Source organism: Paenibacillus sp. TSM33 (genome assembly GCF_056099025.1).
In genome coordinates, this window is sequence record NZ_JBLZXB010000017.1 from 689,429 (window position 1) to 709,955 (window position 20,527).

General features: G+C 48.1%; 16 protein-coding genes. All 16 read right to left on the reverse strand.

What is annotated here, in order from left to right:
* Positions 1–34: 34 nt before the first annotated feature.
* The 16 genes from pknB to ACN6NF_RS15255 all read right to left on the reverse strand — a co-directional run bounded on the left by pknB (position 35) and on the right by ACN6NF_RS15255 (position 20,471).
* Complete coding sequence (gene pknB, locus ACN6NF_RS15180) at positions 35–2,314, reverse strand: Stk1 family PASTA domain-containing Ser/Thr kinase (protein ID WP_474318429.1); 2,280 nt, start codon at positions 2,312–2,314, stop codon at positions 35–37.
* Complete coding sequence (locus ACN6NF_RS15185) at positions 2,311–3,087, reverse strand: Stp1/IreP family PP2C-type Ser/Thr phosphatase (RefSeq protein WP_016822348.1); 777 nt, start codon at positions 3,085–3,087, stop codon at positions 2,311–2,313. The genes pknB and ACN6NF_RS15185 overlap by 4 nt, the downstream gene beginning before the upstream one ends.
* Positions 3,088–3,093: 6 nt before the next feature.
* A complete protein-coding gene (rlmN, locus tag ACN6NF_RS15190) occupies positions 3,094–4,134 on the reverse strand; it encodes a dual-specificity RNA methyltransferase RlmN (RefSeq protein ID WP_025675760.1) in 1,041 nt (346 codons plus the stop codon).
* 186 nt (positions 4,135–4,320) lie between these two features.
* Positions 4,321–5,736: a 16S rRNA (cytosine(967)-C(5))-methyltransferase RsmB gene (gene rsmB, locus ACN6NF_RS15195; RefSeq protein WP_474318432.1), complete on the reverse strand. Its 1,416-nt coding sequence runs from the start codon at positions 5,734–5,736 to the stop codon at positions 4,321–4,323.
* A complete protein-coding gene (fmt, locus tag ACN6NF_RS15200) occupies positions 5,733–6,692 on the reverse strand; it encodes a methionyl-tRNA formyltransferase (RefSeq protein ID WP_474318434.1) in 960 nt (319 codons plus the stop codon). Before fmt ends, rsmB begins: the two co-directional genes overlap by 4 nt.
* A 6-nt stretch (positions 6,693–6,698) precedes the next feature.
* Positions 6,699–7,196: a peptide deformylase gene (gene def / locus ACN6NF_RS15205; RefSeq protein WP_474318435.1), complete on the reverse strand. Its 498-nt coding sequence runs from the start codon at positions 7,194–7,196 to the stop codon at positions 6,699–6,701.
* A gap of 132 nt (positions 7,197–7,328) precedes the next feature.
* Positions 7,329–9,905: a primosomal protein N' gene (priA, locus tag ACN6NF_RS15210; protein WP_474318437.1), complete on the reverse strand. Its 2,577-nt coding sequence runs from the start codon at positions 9,903–9,905 to the stop codon at positions 7,329–7,331.
* A complete protein-coding gene (gene coaBC, locus ACN6NF_RS15215; protein WP_474318439.1) occupies positions 9,905–11,209 on the reverse strand; it encodes a bifunctional phosphopantothenoylcysteine decarboxylase/phosphopantothenate--cysteine ligase CoaBC in 1,305 nt (434 codons plus the stop codon). The genes priA and coaBC overlap by 1 nt, the downstream gene beginning before the upstream one ends.
* Before the next feature lie 90 nt (positions 11,210–11,299).
* Positions 11,300–11,503: a DNA-directed RNA polymerase subunit omega gene (gene rpoZ, locus ACN6NF_RS15220; RefSeq protein WP_013371850.1), complete on the reverse strand. Its 204-nt coding sequence runs from the start codon at positions 11,501–11,503 to the stop codon at positions 11,300–11,302.
* Between the two features lie 125 nt (positions 11,504–11,628).
* On the reverse strand, positions 11,629–12,201 hold the full coding sequence (gmk, locus tag ACN6NF_RS15225) for a guanylate kinase (RefSeq protein ID WP_013371851.1): 573 nt from the start codon (positions 12,199–12,201) through the stop codon (positions 11,629–11,631).
* 14 nt (positions 12,202–12,215) lie between these two features.
* Positions 12,216–12,476: an extracellular matrix/biofilm regulator RemA gene (gene remA / locus ACN6NF_RS15230; protein ID WP_005548256.1), complete on the reverse strand. Its 261-nt coding sequence runs from the start codon at positions 12,474–12,476 to the stop codon at positions 12,216–12,218.
* 56 nt (positions 12,477–12,532) lie between these two features.
* Complete coding sequence (locus ACN6NF_RS15235) at positions 12,533–13,420, reverse strand: YicC/YloC family endoribonuclease (protein ID WP_318300558.1); 888 nt, start codon at positions 13,418–13,420, stop codon at positions 12,533–12,535.
* Positions 13,421–13,455: 35 nt separating this feature from the next.
* Positions 13,456–15,342: a bifunctional homocysteine S-methyltransferase/methylenetetrahydrofolate reductase gene (locus ACN6NF_RS15240; protein ID WP_474318440.1), complete on the reverse strand. Its 1,887-nt coding sequence runs from the start codon at positions 15,340–15,342 to the stop codon at positions 13,456–13,458.
* A gap of 156 nt (positions 15,343–15,498) precedes the next feature.
* On the reverse strand, positions 15,499–16,524 hold the full coding sequence (locus ACN6NF_RS15245; protein ID WP_474318441.1) for a hypothetical protein: 1,026 nt from the start codon (positions 16,522–16,524) through the stop codon (positions 15,499–15,501).
* Positions 16,525–16,729: 205 nt separating this feature from the next.
* A complete protein-coding gene (gene dapF / locus ACN6NF_RS15250) occupies positions 16,730–17,563 on the reverse strand; it encodes a diaminopimelate epimerase (protein ID WP_016822359.1) in 834 nt (277 codons plus the stop codon).
* A 109-nt stretch (positions 17,564–17,672) separates the two neighbouring features.
* The gene (locus ACN6NF_RS15255) at positions 17,673–20,471 is read right to left on the reverse strand and encodes a calcium-translocating P-type ATPase, SERCA-type (protein ID WP_474319066.1); all 2,799 of its coding nucleotides are present in this window, start codon (positions 20,469–20,471) and stop codon (positions 17,673–17,675) included.
* Positions 20,472–20,527 lie beyond the last annotated feature (56 nt).

The following is a 20,527-nucleotide window of genomic DNA, read 5'->3' on the forward strand; positions in this document are numbered from 1 at the left end:
TATGGAACAGGTTAAGCTTCTTTCTTTAGTAAGTTTACTGATGCTGCACAGCCTCGATCACTTTGTCCTTCTTTTTGTGGGCACCGTGACCGGGGGTGTTTTTTTTGCTGATCGCTAACTCACTACGCGTAACTCCTGCAGAATCAGTTCCTGGGGCAAAGGCAGAAGGATCACCATCACCTTCTGTGCCCTCCTGGTTGTTAGAGTCGCCTCCACCATTACTGCTATCATTAGAAGATTCCCCGCTGTTTCCTTCCTCACCGTTTCCACTTCCATTCTGCGAGGAAGTACCACCAGATGTATCAGTCGGTGATGTTCCCGCAGGCGGAGCAATTTGAGGCATCGTCACCGTTCCATTTTTTGCATCAATATAAGAAACAGGATAAGTATCAACAAAAGCACCATCTCTAAATACAGAGACGACACTGTCTTTGTTAGGGGCCATCAGCAGGTTAATAGTAAACACCTGTGTCGTATTAATCGTACGGCTGCCCCACTCCTGATTTTCTCCACGTGCATCTGTATAAGTGATACGAATTTTACTGTTCTTGCCCTCTTCCTTCGGCGCTACAGGTACATTAAACGGTAACGTAATCGCTTCTGGCGGATAACCCGTACTTACATAAAACGTAATTTCCGTATTTGGAGGCAAATCACTGCCCGCCTCTGAAGGCCATTGTTTGGTTACTTTTCCTTTATCCTGCTCATAGCTAAATTCCTCTTTAATCGAGCCAACCCTCAGCCCCGCCTTTTTGACTTCATTTTCCGCCTGGCTCTGCGTCATCCCTACCAGATTCGGCATTTTCACAGTGGCAGCGCCTTTGCTGACTGTGAGCACTACCTGAACCGAATCCTTATCAAATGGCTCATTTGCAGCGGGTGTCTGACTAAGGACGGTTCCTTCAGCCTGATCACTGAACTGCTCATTTTGCTGAATCTGCGTTTCCTTAATTTGCTGGGCGGTCAGTAGCTTGACAGCATTCTCGTAGCTTTGCCCTTTGACATCTGGCATCGGGGTGAGCGGCTTGGCAATCCCGACTTTCAGACTAATCTCCGTTCCTTCCTTGACTAAAGAACCTTCAGGGTAGCTTTGATAAAAAACAACTCCCGGTGCAATCCCCTCTTTATATTCATGCTGGATTGGATCGTCAATGACTAGTCCTGCTTTACTTAGAGTGACCTTCGCTTGGTCTTCTGTTTGTGTCAGTACACTTGGTACTTTCACCTCAGGCACGACAAGCACACTTTGCACATAGTACACCACGCCGCCCATGCACAAAAGCAGTACCAATACTAGTGTTACCCAGAAAATCGTTTTTTTTCTATTTTTCTTAGACGATTGCTTGCTCGGAAGCTGTTCAGACTCACGAGGTTGGACAGGCATCTCGTCACCACTGGAAGACACGCCTAATTGTTGAGGCTTAATAGCCGGGATAACCCGCGTTTGGTCATCATCATCCAAATGTGTAAACTCCAGCTTGGATTCATTGCGCCGCCCCGGTAGCAGACAGGTTTCCAAGTCCCTTAGCATTTCGTCTGCCGATTGATAACGTTCCTCCGGATTTTTGCGCATCGATTTTAAAATGACATTTTCTACACTTTGCGGAATCAACGGGTTAATTTTACGCGGTTCCTCAAATTCTTCTTGCAAATGTTTGAGTGCCACACTAATTGGGCTTTCTCCCAGAAAAGGAAGCTGTGCCGTTAGCATTTGATATAAGACAATACCTAAAGAATATAAGTCCGATTTTTCGCCGGTAATAACACCCTTTGCATGCTCAGGTGAAAAATAATGAACAGAACCCACAACAGAACCTGTTTGGGTAATTGTCGTTGACGTAACAGCTCGGGCAATCCCAAAATCAGTTACCTTAACCCGTCCATTACGTCCAATTAAGATATTATGAGGCTTAATGTCCCGGTGAATAATCTGATTTTGGTGGGCATGTTCCAGCGCATCACAAATCTGGGAAGCAATACGCACTGCTTCATCCACTTGTAATGGCGCACGTTCTTTAATAATCTCATTCAAATTTTTGCCTTCAACGCACTCCATTACAATATAATGGATTTCATCCTCTTGGCCGACATCATAAATACTGACCACGTTCGAATGAGAAAGCGAGGCCGCTGACTGTGCCTCACGCCGAAAGCGGCGAATAAATTCCTCATCATGAACAAATTGCTGACGCAACACTTTAACCGCGACATTGCGATTCAGCAAAATGTCTTGAGCCTTATACACCAGTGCCATTCCGCCGCCACCGATGCGCTCAATAATTTCGTACCTTCCCCCAAGCAGGTGCCCGATCATGCTTCACACCCCTTTTCACTCAATGAAACCGTGTTGTCGGGCAATTCAAACAAAGCTACAGTAATGTTATCGTCTCCACCGGCAAGCAGCGCCAGATGTAGCAGACGGTCCGCACGTTCTTCCAAAGGATTTTCTGCGGCACCTACTACCTTACTGATCTGTTCTTCAGTTACCAAATTGCTTAATCCGTCACTGCATAGTAATAGTACATCGCCTTTTTCCAGCGTAATGGTGTCAATGTCCACCTTCACCTCAGAATCAGTGCCCAATGCCCGTGTCAGCACATTCCGACGGGGATGGTTCTCCCGTTCTTCCTTACTGATCTGACCGTTTTTGAACAACTCATTAACCAAAGTATGGTCTTCTGTAAGCTGACGTACCGTTCCTTTGGATATGACGTAGGCACGACTGTCACCAATATGCCCGATAATTCCAGATGCATCGTTGAGCAACACGGCAACAACCGTCGTTCCCATATTATGATACTGATCATCACGCGCAGCCGTTTGGAAGATGACTTCATTGGCATGCAAAATAGCGTCGCTGAGCGCCGCCGTCAAAGAATGTGCGGATAATCCGCTCTCCAGCGTCGCCAAATCAGCGGCAAGTGTCTCTACCGCAAGGCGGCTGGCCGTATCACCGGCCAGATGCCCCCCCATTCCATCGGCAACAATTCCAAGAATATAGCCTTGCTCCAAGTGCCTGATCCAGGCAGAATCCTCATTTACCGAACGCACACGTCCGACATGGCTGACATGAACTGTTTTGATCAAATGGTTTCACCCCAACTCCATATGCTTTGCACGCAACTGACCGCAGGCAGCGGCAATATCGTGACCCTGTTCACGCCGGATCGTCACGTTGACGCCTTTTTCGGCAAGAATACGTTGAAAATTAAAAATATCGCTGCGTGATGTGCGCACATACTTGCGCTCAGGCACATGGTTGACTGGAATCAAATTGACGTGACAAAGCATGTCCTTCAACACATCCGCAAGCTCTTCAGCATGTTCTGCCTGGTCGTTTACTCCACCAATCAAGGCATATTCGAACGAAATTCTCCGCCCCGTCTTAGCAAGATAATAACGAAGAGAATCCATAACATCCTTAAAAGGATAACGCCGATTTACAGGCATCAGCTTCGAACGCAACGCATCATTAGGCGCATGAATGGATATGGCCAGATTAATTTGTGTATCCTCGTCAGCAAATTTATAAATATTGGGCACAATGCCGCTGGTAGACACCGTAATATGACGTTGACCAATATTCAGGCCCTTTTCATGAATCATTGTACGCAAAAACGTCATTGTCGCTTCATAGTTCTCAAAAGGCTCACCCGAGCCCATAATCACGATACTGCTCACTCGTTCATTCGTTTTATCCAGAATTTTCTGAGCCTGCACCACCTGTGCCGTAATTTCGCCAGCCGTCAGGTTTCTTTTGAGACCCCCAAGCGTCGAGGCACAAAAAGTACAGCCAATCCGGCAACCCACTTGAGTCGTTACACAAATGCTGTTTCCGTAATTGTGTCGCATGATAACCGTCTCAATAGCATGGTCATCGTGTAAACCAAACAGAAATTTAACAGTACCATCTTTCGATTCCAACTTTGTAATTTCGTGAAGCGTCACAAAACTGAATTGCTCCTCCAGCTTTTCTCTCAGCGCCTTGGACAAATTCGTCATCTCACTGAAATTATTGACCCGCTTTACATACAGCCAGTCAAAAATTTGTCCTCCCCGAAAGGCAGGCTCGCCATTATTTTTGGCCCAGTCCTGAAGCTCTTCCAGTGTTAAATCATATATAAAAGGTTTCATCAATATTTGCACCCATTCCTTCTTCATTAAGTTCTGTTTAATCGCAGACAGTGTTTTTCATTCTTCCTATTTTAGCACAAATCCCGGAGGGGGTAAAAATTTTTCATCTTCATGCAAAAAACCGCCGGAAGTGTCCGGCGGATTGTGGAAATACTGGTGGGCAGCTACCTGGAATTCTCTTCCGAGCTACTTTACCCGGCGCAGACGCGCGATATAAAATCCGTCACTGTGAAAATGCTGCGGTAACAGCTGTACCGAGCCTTTCTGTATACCATCCAAATCGTGACTCACTTCTGGAAAAGTATGATCTTTTGCCAACTCATACTCTGGATGTTCACTTAAAAATCGAGCCAATTGTCCTTCATTTTCGTCAGGCTCAATTGTGCAAGTGCTGTATACCAGAATACCACCCGGCTTCAATAGTCCGGCTACACTATCCAGCAACTCATGCTGCAGTTGAGTAATGTCGCGAACATCCTGCGCAGTTTTGCTCCAACGCAGATCTGGTTTACGGCGAATCACTCCAAAACCGGAGCATGGCGCATCTAGCAAAATACGGTCAAAAGAAGCCGGAGCATATCGTTCCTTTAGATCCAACGCATCACCGGTAACCGTCTCAACAGCATCTAGACCAAGCCGATTCGCCTGCTCACGAATTAGTTGATGCTTATGGGCATGCAGATCATTCGCAACGATCCGGCCGCGATCCTTCATCAGCTCAGCCATATGAGCTGTTTTGCCGCCTGGAGCTGCGCAGCAATCCAGCACTGTCATGCCAGGCTCAGGAGCGACCGCTTCGGCAACAAGCATGGAGCTTTCATCCTGTACAGACAACAATCCGTCCGTATACCACGAGGTAAGCGCCATATTTCCGCCGCTACGAACAACAATCCCATAGGGGCTAACGGGCGAAGGAACGGCATCAATCCCTTTTGCAACCATCTCGTCCAGCAGCTGATCACGACTGGTCATCGTCGTATTCACTCGTACACTGACCGCAGGGGGCTCGTTATTAGCCTTGCAGATAGCCTCAGCTGTATCGGCACCGTATTGCTTGATCCAGCGCTTAACTAGCCACTGTGGATGGGAATGTTCTAGAGAAATCCGTTCCTCTGCTGACAAATCGTCAGGAATGCGCAGCTTGTCCGGCTCACGCAGCATGCTGCGAAGTACGCCATTGACCATACCGGAAATCCCCTGATGCCCGCGCCGTTTGGCAATGGTCACTGCTTCACTAACAACTGCATGATCCGGAACTCGATCCAGATACACCAGCTGATATACGCTCATCCGCAGCAATGAACGTACCCAAGGCTGAAGCTTAGCCGTTCCTTTTTGAACAAATTTATTCAAAAAATAATCCAGTGTATTTCGGCGTGCGACTGTACCGTATACAAGTTCCGTCGTCAAACCAACGTCACTTGCAGATAAACCTGCCTGCTGAAGCCGGCGATTGAGCTCAAGATTGCTATACGCGCCCTCTTGCTCTACACCAGTCAGCACATCCAGTGCAACTTCCCGCGCCGTCTGTTTGCCAGTTTTGCCGGACCTGGCCCCCACTCCCTTGCGTTGGTCTCCCTGACGGGAGTGTCCCCCGCTCATCCGAGCACCGTGCCTGGCTTCATCTGTCCGCCGCGCGCAAAGGTTCCGGCTTCCATAACCTTCTTGCCTGCCGGTTGAACCTGGGTCAGCCAGAGGGTGCCTTCGCCTGTCTGCACCTCAATGCCACGAGCAGTTAATTGAAGAACCGTGCCAGGTGCTGGGGCATTTGAGCCACTCGCTTCATTATTTATGGAAGGCTGCTCCGCAGCCCATATTTTAAAAACATGGCTCTCCCAAAGTGTAAACGCGCCAGAAAAAGGAACCAGACCGCGAATCCGGTTGTATATTTGCTGCGCACTATCACTCCATGTAATGCGCTCATCATCACGGTTCAGGTTCGGGGCATAGGTCGCCTCGTCCTCATTTTGCGGCGTTCGGTCTGATTGCCCTGCTAGCAACTTGGGCAACTCATCCTGCAAAAGTCTCGCTCCGGCTACGCTTAGCTTCTCAAAAATCGTGCCCGACGTATCCTCCGGCTCTATAACTACCTCAACCCGCGATATCATATCGCCGGTGTCCAGCCCTTCCGCCATATACATTAGCGTTACACCTGTCACTGTTTCACCGTTAATAATTGCACGCTGAATCGGTGCACCTCCCCGATATCGGGGAAGTAACGAACCATGCACATTCAGACAGCCGAAACGAGGCAAATCTAATACGGACTTAGGCAAAATTTGGCCATATGCTGCGGTTACGATCAGGTCCGGACGCAACTCTGCCACCTGAGCCACTGCTTCCGGCTGCCGCAGGCGAGTCGGTTGCAGCACAGGTAATCCGCGCTTTTCAGCCGCTTCCTTGACTGGTGTAGGCGTCAATATTTTTTTACGCCCCTGTGGTTTATCTGGCTGAGTAATTACACCGACCACGTTATATCCGTTGTCCAGCAACATGTTCAGCGAGGGGACTGCAAATTCAGGCGTACCCATAAAGATAATACGAATGTCTTGACTCATCGAACCTCACTCCCCTATCTGACGGTTCGGTCCTGGCTGTTCCAGAGCAACCTCATATACTTTTTCTGCAATATCCGTGAACAATACTCCATTTAAGTGGTCAATTTCATGCTGAAAAGCACGAGAAAGCAACCCTGTCGCTGTAACGGTAATAGCCTTCCCCTCGCGATCCAGTCCCTTGACTGTAACCTTCTCGGCACGACGTACATCCCCGTTCAACCCTGGAATACTCAGGCAGCCTTCAGGTCCCAATTGCTCTCCTTCTTCGGCCACAATTTCTGGATTGATCATTTTTATCAAGCCATGCTCATCTCCAGCATCTACGACAATAAGCCGTTTCAAAATACCTACTTGTGGAGCAGCTAGACCTACTCCTTCCGCTTCATACATCGTATCTGCCATATCGTCCAGCAGCTTTTGCACATTAGGCGTAACTTTAGTAACTTCCTTTGCTACTTTGTGCAATACGTCATCCGGCTCCAACACTATAATTCTAATTGACATGACAACAGAACACCTTCCTCTTTTTCCTTCATTTAGGCTTTACTGTATTCATCACAAAAGCGACTGCTACATTATCCTATGTACGGACGGCTTGTCCGCATCAATTGTGCGAATAACTTTAGTGTTAACACTCTACATAAGCATTTGCGGATCAACGTCCAGACTAATCAGCAACTTTTGTGCCTGCGCAGATTCGGCCATTTCATCAGCCACTTGCTGAGCCAAACCAATCGCGTCAATATTTCCACGCCATTTTATCATACATTGAAATCGGTATCTATTCTTGATTCTCGAAATGGGTGAAGCTACTGGCCCCAAAATGTCCAGCACATCCGATGTAAGCCGGTCCATATTTCCGAACCAGCCCCGCTGTCTGGCTCGCCCCTGTAGTGTCGCTGAATAATTTTCAGCCAATCGGACCAGCACCGGGAGCTGTTCATGAGAAAAGGTCACCAAAATAAGTCGGCAATATGGCGGGTAATGTAGATTGCGGCGATGTTTCAACTCTTCCCTCACAAAAGATGCATAATCATGACGGCTTGCGTGAACCACCGAATAATGCTCTGGAGTGTAGGATTGTACGAATACTTCCCCCGGCAATTGATGCCTTCCAGCACGCCCGGCTACTTGCGTTAACAGCTGAAATGTCTTTTCCGCAGCACGAAAATCCGGTAAATTAAGAGCAGAATCCGCAGTGATGACACCTACCAGCGTTACATCGGGAAAGTCCAGCCCTTTGGCTACCATTTGAGTCCCCAGCAGTAAGTCTGCTTTTTTATCACGAAATTGCTTAAGCAGCTTTTCATGAGCGTTTTTTTCAGTCGTTGTATCGACATCCATTCGGACAACACGTATACCAGGGAATAGTTTAGCCAACTCTTCTTCCACTCGCTGAGTACCTGTCCCGAAGTAACGAATATGCTCACTACCGCACTCCGGGCAAGTCTGAGGTACAGGCTCGGAATAGCCGCAATAATGACAGCGTAAATTGTTCGACCGTTGATGATAGGTAAGCGAAATATCGCAATCCGGACATCCCGCCACATAGCCGCAACTCCGGCACATGACGAACGTGGAATGACCACGCCGATTCAACAGTAATACCGTCTGCTCCTTACGCTCTAATCGCTCAGCGATCCCATTATGCAACGCGCGGCTGAACATGGAGCGGTTGCCGGCCCGTAGCTCATCACGCATGTCCATGATATGGACTTCGGGTAACGTGTTCCCCAATGCGCGGGTCGGCATTTCAAGCAGCAGCGGCGCAAACTCGTCGTTGCTTTGGGAGCGAGCAGCATAATAGCTTTCCAGTGATGGTGTAGCTGAACCGAGTATAACGACAGCCCCGTGCTGGTGTGCTCTGCGAATGGCTACATCACGCGCATGGTATTTGGGCGTCTCTTCCTGCTTATAGGACGTTTCGTGCTCTTCATCCATAATAATGAGCCCTAGCTCACGAAAAGGGGCAAATACCGCTGAACGAGCGCCAATCGCTACTTTTACACGGCCTTCGCGTATTTTGCGCCACTCATCGTACCGTTCTCCCCCGGACAATCTACTGTGCATCACTGCGACCTGGTCGCCAAAACGACCTTTGAATCGTTCGACCATTTGTGGGGTTAGTGATATTTCAGGTACGAGTACAATGGCCTGGCGATTCTGCTCGATACAGCGCTGAATGGTCTGCAGATAGATTTCCGTCTTACCGCTTCCTGTGACTCCATGCAGCAAATAAGCTCCTTGCTCCCGCATGTCTAGCTGACGAACAATCCGTTCATACACCGACTGTTGCTCTGCCGTAAGAGGGAGTGGGTCTGTAGGCTTGAAGTGTCTGCCCCGGTAGGGATCGCGGAACACTTCTACATCTTCCTGTAACACATAGCCCTTATCTTCCAGTGCCTTAACCGTCGCAGCCGATACACCTAACGAGGTCATAACTTCCTTCAGCGGCAGAGGCAGAAACTCGCTACGTTCCAGCAAAAAAGCAAGTACCTCCCGCTGACGCTGCGCCTTGGCAGAAAATTGCTCCAGTGCTATGGAGGCCTCATCTATGCTGATAGCCAGATCAACAGCTTTCATCGTCTTTTTGCCAAGCTTGTCTTTAATAACCTGACTTTCCTGAAGCACTCCACGGCGTAACAGCGATTTAATAACCTCCGCCTCTTCTGGAAAGCGCCTACTGAGTTGCTGCAACGGGACTTGCTCCTTATTCTGAATGAAGCTGACAATCTGACGCTCCGCCGGGTCACTCATACCGTCGTCGGTCAGAAGAGCCCATTCGATCTCATCTCCCTGATTAGGAAGCTTAGTCTGCTGTGGATTGGTAAACTCATGCTGTTCGGCAATGGAGATATAACGTTCCGCCTTACCCTTAAGGGCGGTAGGAATCATCACTTGCAGTGCCATAATTTGATTACAAGCATAACGTTCGCTCATCCATTTGCCCAGTTCAACCAAATCGGGAGATAAGGGCGGTACCAAATCCAGCAACTCCTGAATCGCCCTCATCCTGTATTTCGGCGGCTCCTCAGCTGGAACTACCGAGATAACAAAAGCCTGCACCGTCCGTTTGCCAAATGGCACAGCTACCCGACTACCTGGCTCAATCCAAGGCCTCATGGAATCCGGTATGAGATAATCGAAGGTACGATCTGTATCCTTGGCAGGTACATCGACAATGACCTTGGCAACTAAATTGCCCGTCTCCATTAATGCAGCACCCCACCCATGCGTCCCGCGGCTAGAGTAAGCAATTTACGCGCAACTTCTTCCTTTGACTGTACAGGAATATGCTCTACCATCCCGCTTCGGTCATATATTTGAACAGCATTTGTATCGACGCCAAAACCAGCACCATTCACAGTTACATCGTTTGCCGCAAGCAAATCACAATTTTTACGTTCTAATTTATCTATTGCATACGTCTCCAAATTTCCCGTTTCTGCTGCAAAGCCAATTAAAAATTGATGTTTCTTGCTGCGTCCGAGTGATTCCAGAATATCGACGTTCTTCACTAACTCCAATGTAAGTACACTATCTTTTTTCTTAATCTTGGTTTGTGCCACCTCACGTGGTCGATAATCTGCAACGGCAGCAGCCATAACGACCATATCACTTGTGTCCCATTGTTTTCGCACAGCCTGGTACATGTCTTCAGCTGACCGGACCCTTTCAAGCGAAATACCTGAAGGCGGCTCTGCGCTGGTATTGGCAGCAATCAAATGTACCTCTGCCCCCAACTCCTGAGCCACTTTCGCAATGGCAAAGCCCATTTTACCAGATGAATCATTCGTAATATAACGGACAGGATCAATTCGCTCAATCGTGCCTCCAGCCGTGACAATGACTTTTTTTCCTGAAAGCGCTAATTCATTCTTATTTACAAGTGGCTCGGTTACTTGATTCTCCGTAGATTTTTCTCCAAACCACCGTGCTTCAGACTTGATTGTGGCTCCAGGCTCATGAGCTTGCTGATCAAAAAAACGTTCAATCGTTTGCACAATAGTTTCTGGCTCTTCCAAACGTCCTTTGCCAACGTAACCGCAAGCCAGTAATCCTTCACCAGGCTCAATCATCTTCACACCACGGGATACCAGTGTCTCCATATTTTGCATGACTGCCGGATGAGTGTACATATGTACGTTCATCGCAGGGGCGACCATAATAGGCGCTGTCGTAGCCAGCAACGTGGTTGATAACATATCATCAGCAAGACCATGCGCCATTTTTCCGATGATATTCGCCGTTGCAGGAGCAACTAGCACCAAATCAGCCGCATCCGCCAGATGAATATGGGATACGATGGACGGCTCTCTCTCATCGAATGTATCACTGTACACCGGATTGCGAGAGAGTGACTGCAGCGTAAGCTCGGTAATAAACTCCTTGGCCGAAGCCGTCATAATCACATGAACATCGGCTCCCTTTTGCGTCAACTTACTGCAGAGCGCAGCCCCTTTATAGGCAGCAATTCCACCTGTTATACCAAGAATAATAACTTTCCCCTTCAACATCGTTAACTCCCCCTGACCGAAAAAAATAACAACCTTGCGGTTGTCAAAGGAATTGGCATTGCGCCTGGTTATAATGATTGTCTATAATTCTTATTCTTCTTCGCCGCTTTCAAGCAAAAGATGATCTGCATAGATCTCTTCCAGAGCTACTCCAACCTGTTTGTGGGATTTAGGACTCTTCAAGCTCGTCTTTTCGCCCTCACGCAACTGTCTAGCACGGCGTGATGCCGCTACAACCAGCGAATATTTACTATCTACCTTTTTCATCATTTCATCAATGGAAGGATACAGCACGAATAGACACCTCTTCATGTAGTTTTAAGCTGTATAAGCTGAACTTCAGTGTACACCTTCAAGCTCAGCTTATACAGTATTATTTCTCTTTTGGTACGCTTGGCATATGTAAAGAAAGCCCTCGATTAAGGTCGAACCTTACAATGTTCGGCGATAATAATGGATTCTATTCGTTTACAAGCGAAATCAATCTCATCATTGACAACCGCATAATCATAGTGACGCAACAGATTCATCTCGTCCACAGCTACCGACATACGGTGATCAATGGTTGCTTGAGTTTCAGTGCCGCGTCCCCGAATTCTATCCTTCAACTCATCCAGCGAAGGTGGAAGCAAGAATATGAATATGCCTTCCGGAAATTTTTCTTTAACCTTTAGCGCGCCCTGAACTTCAATTTCCAGAAAGATATCTTTGCCCTGCGCCAGCGTCTGGTCTACAAAATCACGTGGAGTGCCATAGTAGTTACCTACATACTCTGCGTACTCCAGCAATTCATCCCGTTCAATCATGCCTAAAAATTCTTCACGTGTTTTGAAAAAATAGGTCACTCCATCCTGCTCGCCCGAACGAGGTGTTCGAGTTGTAGCAGAAACGGAATACGTTATCTCAGGTAGCTTTTCGCGCAATGCATTGCCTACCGTCCCTTTACCGACCCCCGAAGGTCCGGATATTACAAATAATAATCCCTTAGCCATAGTACACTCCATTTTTATTCGTCATTGTCATCATCTTTAGTGGACAGGCGATGAGCGACCGTCTCCGGCTGCACCGCAGACAGGATTACATGATCACTGTCTGTAATAATAACAGCCCGTGTCCGGCGGCCATAGGTAGCATCAATTAACATATGACGGTCCCTGGCTTCCTGTATAATCCGCTTGATCGGAGCAGACTCCGGACTGACGATGGAGATTATTCGGTTGGCCGACACGATATTGCCAAAGCCAATATTGATCAATTTGATTGCCATATTCAGGTCTTTCCCCCTATACATGTGACTATTGCAGCCGTGCCGCTACCAGGTAGCTACTCAATATTTGCAGCCTGCTCACGAATTTTTTCGAGCTCTGCTTTCATCTCAACGACCAAATTAACTAATGTGAGATGATTAGCCTTAGAGCCGATCGTGTTGACTTCCCTGTTCATTTCCTGGATTAAAAAATCTAATTTGCGACCGGCCGGCTCGTCCGACAGCAGCAACCTTTTGCACTGTCCAAAATGACTTTGAAGCCGGGTAAGCTCCTCATCAATATTGCTGCGATCCGCGAATAACGCAATCTCCATTCCGAACTTATGTTCATCAAGCGTAAATGAACCGTCCTGAAGCTCTTTAAGCCTGTGCTTCAGCCTGTTACGGTAGTCGCTCACAACATGAGGAGCCAACACCGTCATTTCATGATGAAAGGATTCGAGACGTAAAATACGGGATTCCACATCTTGCGCCAAATGCCCGCCTTCTCGCCTTCTCATCTCCAGCAATCCTTGTAAAGCTTCGTTCAAAGCTCGCTGTAGCTGCTCTTCCCAGTCCTCTTCGTCTCCATTGCAAGCCTCTCCAGGCTCACCCAGAACATCAGGCAAAGCAAGGATATCACTTATACCTAACGTTCCTTTCACGCCATAACGATCCGCCAGCTGCTCCGCTGCACGCAGGTAAGCCTGCACCACAGTGTCATTCAACCGTGCGGCGGGTATCTGTTCTTCATCACGTTCCCTGTGGATGAAAACATCGATACGACCGCGTTTAATCTGCTGTTGAACCGTTCTTCTCAAGCCATCTTCATAACGAGTCCATTCACGTGGAATTCTCATCATCACTTCGCAATAGCGGTGATTGACCGATTTCAATTCCAAGCGCACTTTATACCCCTCATGATGAAGGATGGCTTGACCGTATCCGGTCATACTCAATGACATCGGCATCACATCCATTATACTATTGTAATTGATTATTATAGTCGAAACAAGGGGGCCTGTGCTCGGCCTGATTTTTGCCATACATATGAAGTCAGCTCAGCTGTCATTTCATAGAACATGAAAGGAGTCATAAAATAGATCCCATTAAAATGTTCCATGGCCGTATCAAGCAGCTCCTTGGCAATAGACACGCCCATTGCTCGTCCTTCTGGGCCCTCCAGTCCCGACATGCGTGCACGCACCTCATCGGATAACTGAATGCCTGGCACTTCATTGTGCAAGTATTCTGCATTGCGGCCACTAGCCAGCGGCATAATACCGATAAAAATCGGTACTTCCAAATGCCGTGTCTGTTCTGCGATAGCCGTAATCAGCTCAGGATCGTAAACGGGCTGGGTCATAATATAATCGGCTCCAGAGGCAATTTTCTTTTCCAACCGCTGTACAGCTTTACCCAAATGCTTAACATTCGGATTAAAAGCAGCTCCCACCACAAAATTAGCTTTCTGCTTGAGTGGCTTACCGGAAAATGCGACACCATCATTTAGTTGCTTGATCATGCGTATGATTTCAAAAGATGTCATATCATACACTGAACTGGCTCCCGGTAAGTCACCGAACCGCGCCGGATCCCCAGTAACCGCCAGTACATGGTCAATACCCAGTGCGTCAAAACCCATCATGTGGGATTGAGTACCAATCAGATTACGATCACGGCATGCGATATGAATTAATGGACGCAAGCCTGTTTCAATACTAACCAGATGCCCAAGCGCCATGTTGCTCATACGAGTGACTGCGAGCGAATTGTCAGCAAGTGTAAGTGCATCGGCTCCGGCTTTCTTTAAGGCATGCGCACCTTGCATAAACCGGGTAATGTCGAGATCTCGCGGAGGGTCCAATTCTACAATGACCGTATGCCGTTGCTTAACCAGATCCACAATGTTGGGTTCGCTGGTATGTCTGCCATTGCCTCTTTCCCCTTCATCTGCTGTCTGCTCCACCACATGAATGACTTCCGTCGATAAGGCTTCTTTTGGAGCCAACGGGGGCGGTTTTAAATTGTTTAAAGCTTTGGAAATAGCAGCAATATGGTCTGGTGTCGTTCCGCAGCAACCACCAATCAGCCTCGTACCGAGATCTACGAAGGACGTGGCACATTCTCCGAAATATTCAGGTGATGCACCATATACATAGTGACCGTCCACATAATCTGCCAATCCCGCATTCGGATATACAGATAGCGGTACGGACAAGGGACCGTCCAGTTGCTCCATTACACTCATAATTCCCTGCGGACCAGAGTGACAGTTAAACCCAAGGATGTCAGCTCCTTCATTGCGCAGTATCGAAAAAGCTTCTGCTACTAAAAAACCATCTTGGGTACGACCAACCTGATCAACCGCAAATTGACAAATTACCGGAATGTCGCTGTATTTACGTACACTGTGAAGCGCAATGCGCATTTCGTCCAGTGAATAAAATGTTTCGCATAATATACCGTCCACCCCTTCGGAGAGAAGAGCATCAATCTGCTGCTCGTAGTTTCTTGACAGCTCCAGTTTGGATATGCTAAGACGTTTGCCTCCGCATATGGAACCGACCGCACCTACTACATAATGTTCAGGTCCAGCCGCAGTCCTGGCAATTCTCACACCGGCACGATTGATCTCCTCTACCTTAGACTCCAGTCCAAAGCGGGCCAACTTATAATCATTTGCAGAGAATGTATTCGTCTCCAGCAATCGTGCTCCTGCATTTAAATACTGACCATGAACGTCTGATATGACATCAGGTGAAGTAATGTTCAGTTCTTCATAAGACGTATTTACTGGAAATCCTAGCTGGGACAAAAAAGTTCCCATAGCGCCGTCTCCGACAATAATTTCACGATTCAGCACAGTACGCAAATCCGGTTTCATGTCCTCTGCTCCACCCCGCTCTTTATTTTCATACTAATGTAACATAAAGAGACTACAAACATAAGCCAAAAACAAAAAAAGCCGCCTCACGCCCCGACAATATGATATCAGGAGTGAAGCAGCTTGATTTATTATTTTCTACTTCCTACTACATCTTCATAGCAATTTCCCATTAGAAGAATGGAGAGAAAACTCGTAAAAAGTCCCTTTTTTATTTACTTTAGCCACAATAGAATCCGTCCCCTTTTGCTGCTTGGAGAACGTATATTGATTTCCTTGAACTTTCACTTTATAGCCGGACACATTGATATTAAACAACAACTGAACCTTAGGCTTGACCAGCTTCAATGCTTCGGCAGTGGTATATTTTGGACTTGCAAAAGATTTTTTGAAATCTGCGTCATCATTCCAGTCCATCCCAGAGGTGGATACAGCCAGCACTTTGCCGGTTACCACTCCAATTTTGACCTCATTCGCCTCGCTTGCATCCTCGAACGACCAATAAGAAAGCCCATTTTTCTCATCCTTGTACCGAGAGGCATGCTGCACTGTGATTCGCTGTCCACTCACTCGCTTAAATGCGTTCATTGCACGGTTCAGTAACACTGGGTCCACCTGCTTCAGCGCATAGTCCGCATTGACGGTAATAGCATTACCCTGATCCACATCAACATACAATGAGGAAGCTTTTTCCCCTGCCCCCCAGAATACCCAGTAATTCGAAGGCTTGTTGGACTGATAGGGGGATTTGACCCGCCAGAATGCTTCAAATTGTAAGGGACGCTTGCTGTCAAACGCTTTGGCACTGTTTAATACTTTTGCCTTGAGTGGCGCGTCCATCGCCTTTCCCAAACTACTTATTTTATATCGTATGGTTGTAGAATCTACTCTGTTTTTCTCTTTGTTATATTCTGTCTGCAACGTAGCTGTTCCGTCTTCCAATTCACCCTCGACAATCCAGGTTTTCCCCATATCCGTTACATCGTCAAATTGAAATGCAGTTTTTGAACCGATGAGTTCTTGTACTGCTTTTTCTAAACGGCTTACGACTGTCGGAGTTAGCGAGCCAACCTGCTTGTCCGTCGTTTCTGTGGCAGCAGGAATAGTCGCCGCTTGAACCGGAAGCGCGGTGGCTACAAGTATGAGGACTGCAACTGCTGAAATCCAACGAAATTTCCGCACTCTGAACGGCCTCCTTATCGTTTTCTCATTTTCTATATTATACATCGTTCAGACGTCAAAAAAAGACAGAATATCTCTTTGTTCACCATATTCCTATTAAACAGCGGCATAAAAGAATAAAAAAGAAGACCTACTACGGTCTTCTTCACTCTCACTTCTATGTGATTCTTAGCCAGTTGCGCGCTATTCTTATCGTTCACATCATTCAGAACAAACGACCTTCGAACACAATCTCAGCCGGACCTGTCATATAAATGTGATTATCATCCTCGCTCCATTCAATATCCAGATCGCCGCCCTTTAGGCTTACCATGGCGCGGCGGTCGCTGTATCCATTTAGTACAGAAGCAACAAGCGTAGCACAGGCTCCGGTTCCACAGGCTAGCGTAGGTCCAGCTCCCCTCTCCCATACCCTCATATCTATATGCTTCCGACTTCGTACCGTGGCGAACTCAACATTTGTTTTTTTAGGGAACAATGGATGACACTCCAGCTTCGGCCCCCAGGCCTCCAGATCAAAGCTAGGCGCATCCTCAACATAAATGACACAGTGCGGATTGCCCATAGATACAGCCGTAAAGCGAAAACCACTTCCTCCAGCTTCAATGGGCTCATCAATTACGTTAGTCAAATCGAGTGTAGTTGGAATTTTCAATCCTTCCAGAATCGGCTCTCCCATATCTACCTTCACCATTCGTACAGTTCCGTTTTCCACAGTCAGTTCAACCTGCTGCACACCTGCACCCAGCGTCTCGATCGTAATCTGTTCACGGTTGATATGCTTACGGTCATACACGTATTTGGCAGCACAACGAATAGCATTACCGCATTGCTCGGCCTCCGAGCCGTCCGAGTTAATGATGCGCATGCGAAAATCTGCTTTTTCAGACGGCAATATATATACCAATCCATCGGCGCCAATACCAAAATGTCGATCACATAGCCGAACAGCTAATTCCGAGGCGTCAGACGGCAATTCCTGATGCCCGTACCAAACGATAAAATCATTACCCAGACCATTCATTTTAGTGAATTCCATAGCTTCCCCCCGCCGTTGCTGCTGATCTCATGCTCCTCTTGAAGCTTTGATCCCATAATATCATACAGGGCAAAAGCGGGAAAGCAATGCGATATGCATGACTCGAATTCTAGGCTGAAAACTTTGTCCGTCCCGCTGAAAATCGTGTATTTCCGCCGTGACGCCGGTTACGTCGACCGCCCCATACACTTCCCGCTCCCATCAGGAACGTTGGAATTCCAGCTGCGACAATAGATAGTGCCCATTCGCGTAAACCAAGGGGTACCGTTTTGAAAATAGGCTGCAGCACAGGCACATACATGACAACCAGCATCAGCACAATGGAGGACAGTACGGCAAGCACGAGATAACTATTTTGAAACGGATTACGATGGAAAACGGAACGGGAACTGCGGCAATCAAATACATGAATTAACTGCGCCAGCACTAACGTAGCAAATGCAACCGACTGTGCTTTGATCAATTGTCCTGCATCATTCGGAGCAATCCGTAATGTCAACCAGAAGGCCGCAAGTGTACATAAGCCGATCAACAGACCGCGACTAATAATTTTCCAGCCCAGTCGACGGGCAAAAATATTTTCCTTTGCGCCGCGAGGCTTATGCTCCATAAGATCCTTTTCCGGCTGATCCACACCGAGAGCCATCGCCGGCAGACCGTCTGTCACCAGATTTACCCACAAAATCTGAATGGGTAGCAAAGGTAGCGGCAGTCCAGCCATCATGGCAAAGAACATCGTCAAAATTTCGCCAACATTGGAGGCGAGTAGATAACGAATGAATTTACGGATATTCTCGTAAATATTTCGCCCTTCCTCAATCGCCGCTACAATCGTGGAGAAATTATCGTCACTCAGTACAAGTGCAGCTGCTTCTTTGGTCACGTCTGTTCCTGTAATGCCCATGGCAATACCGATATCCGATGCCTTGATCGCAGGTGCGTCATTGACGCCATCTCCGGTCATAGCTACGACGTGTCCGCGTCTTTGCAGCGACTTGACGATTCTCAGCTTGTGTTCCGGCGACACCCGCGCGTACACAGAGACGGTATCCACAACGTTATCCAACGCCGTATCATCCATGAGAGACAGTTGCTGTCCCGTCAACACATGTGAGCCGCGTTGGAGGATGCCTAGCTGCTGTGCAATGGCCTCCGCAGTTGTACCGTGATCGCCCGTAATCATCACGGTACGAATGCCAGCACGACGGCACTTGCCAATGGCCTCGCGAACCTCGCGGCGCGGCGGATCAATCATGCCGGTCAGGCCGATAAAAATCAGCTGTGTTTCAGCCTCCTCAACCGTAGAAACACGCTCATGCGAGCGAATATCACGGTAAGCGACGCCAAGTACACGCAGCGCTTCCGATGCCATACCTTCGTTGGCTGCTAATACCTTTTGGCGCAGCGTACCCGTTAATGGAACGACATTCCCTTCCCATAAAATGTAAGAGCACTGGCCCAGTAGCACGTCTGGCGCTCCTTTGGCAAATACAATGTGTCCTCCCTGGTGGCGTACGAGTACCGACATCCGCTTCCGGTCCGAGTCAAAAGGGAATTCTCGCTCTCGTGTGTACAGTTCATATAGCCCTTGTCGCGTGACTCCGCCTTTGGCAGCTAACGTGACCAGCGCTCCTTCCGTCGGATCACCTTTTAGCTCCCAAACAGCGGAAGGCGTAGGCTCTTTGGTTTTCTTTTTCGAACGCAGCTCATCTATATCGGCTTGAACAATCTCCGCATTATTACAAAGTACACTGGCTTGCAGCAATCTACGCAAGGATTGTCCGTTTTTTAGGTCGGCCGGAAGATCCCTGTCCATAATATGACCGTGTGGATCATAACCTTCCCCGGTAACTCCCCAGAAACGACCATCCAGCCACAGCTTGGTGACTGTCATTTTATTTTGGGTCAGTGTGCCCGTTTTGTCAGAGCAAATGACAGACGCACAGCCGAGCGTCTCAACAGAAGGCAGCTTGCGCACAATGGCCTTGCGTTTGATCATACGCTGTACACCCAAAGCAAGTGCAATGGTTACGATCGCAGGCAATCCTTCTGGTATAGCTGCCACAGCCAAGCTTACGCCGGCCAAAAACATGTTCATGGCTGGCTGACCATGCAAAATGCCCGCTACGACTACGAGCACGGTTAGCGCTAACGCCACGATAATCAAAATTTTGCCCAATTGTTCCAGTCTGTGCTGCAACGGTGTCTCCTGCGACTCCGTATTTTCGATCAAATCTGCGATCTTCCCCATTTCGGTACTCATGCCAGTGCGAATGACCACGCCTTGTGCGGTGCCTCTGGTCATCATGGTGCCCATAAAACCAATGTTCTTTTGGTCCCCAAGAGGTACTTCGGCGGCATGAATAGGGCGGCAATGCTTACTCACCGGAACCGATTCACCTGTCAGAGCAGACTCCTCCACATCACAGCCGTTGGTACTCAACCACCTTACATCTGCGGGGATACGATCACCACTTTCCAGCAGCACGATATCGCCCGGCACCAGCTCTCTGGCCTGAACCTGTATTCGTTGGCCGCCTCGCAGCACCTTGGCGGTTGGAGCAGAAAGCTGTCTTAAAGCTCGCAAGGAACGTTCAGCTCTAAATTCCTGTACAAAGCCCAGAATTCCATTTAGCACAACGATAGCAATAATGGTAACCGCGTCCAAATACTCGCCGAGCAGTCCAGATATCAGGGTCGCACCCATCAATACAAGCATCATAAAATCCTTGAACTGGTTGAGCAGCAGCAAAATTGCCGAAACACGCTTCCCCTCGCTCAGCTCATTCCATCCCGTCCTTTCTCTTCGTTCCGCAATCTGTTCCTCCGAAAGACCCTGCTTCGGGTCGACTTCCAGACTAGTTGAAAGCTGTTCATTGCTTAATTGGTGCCAGTGTGCTTGTTCCATTCTCCCCAATTCCCTCCCGGTCAGATAGTCCGTTTCCGTCGGTTGTGCGTAGGATG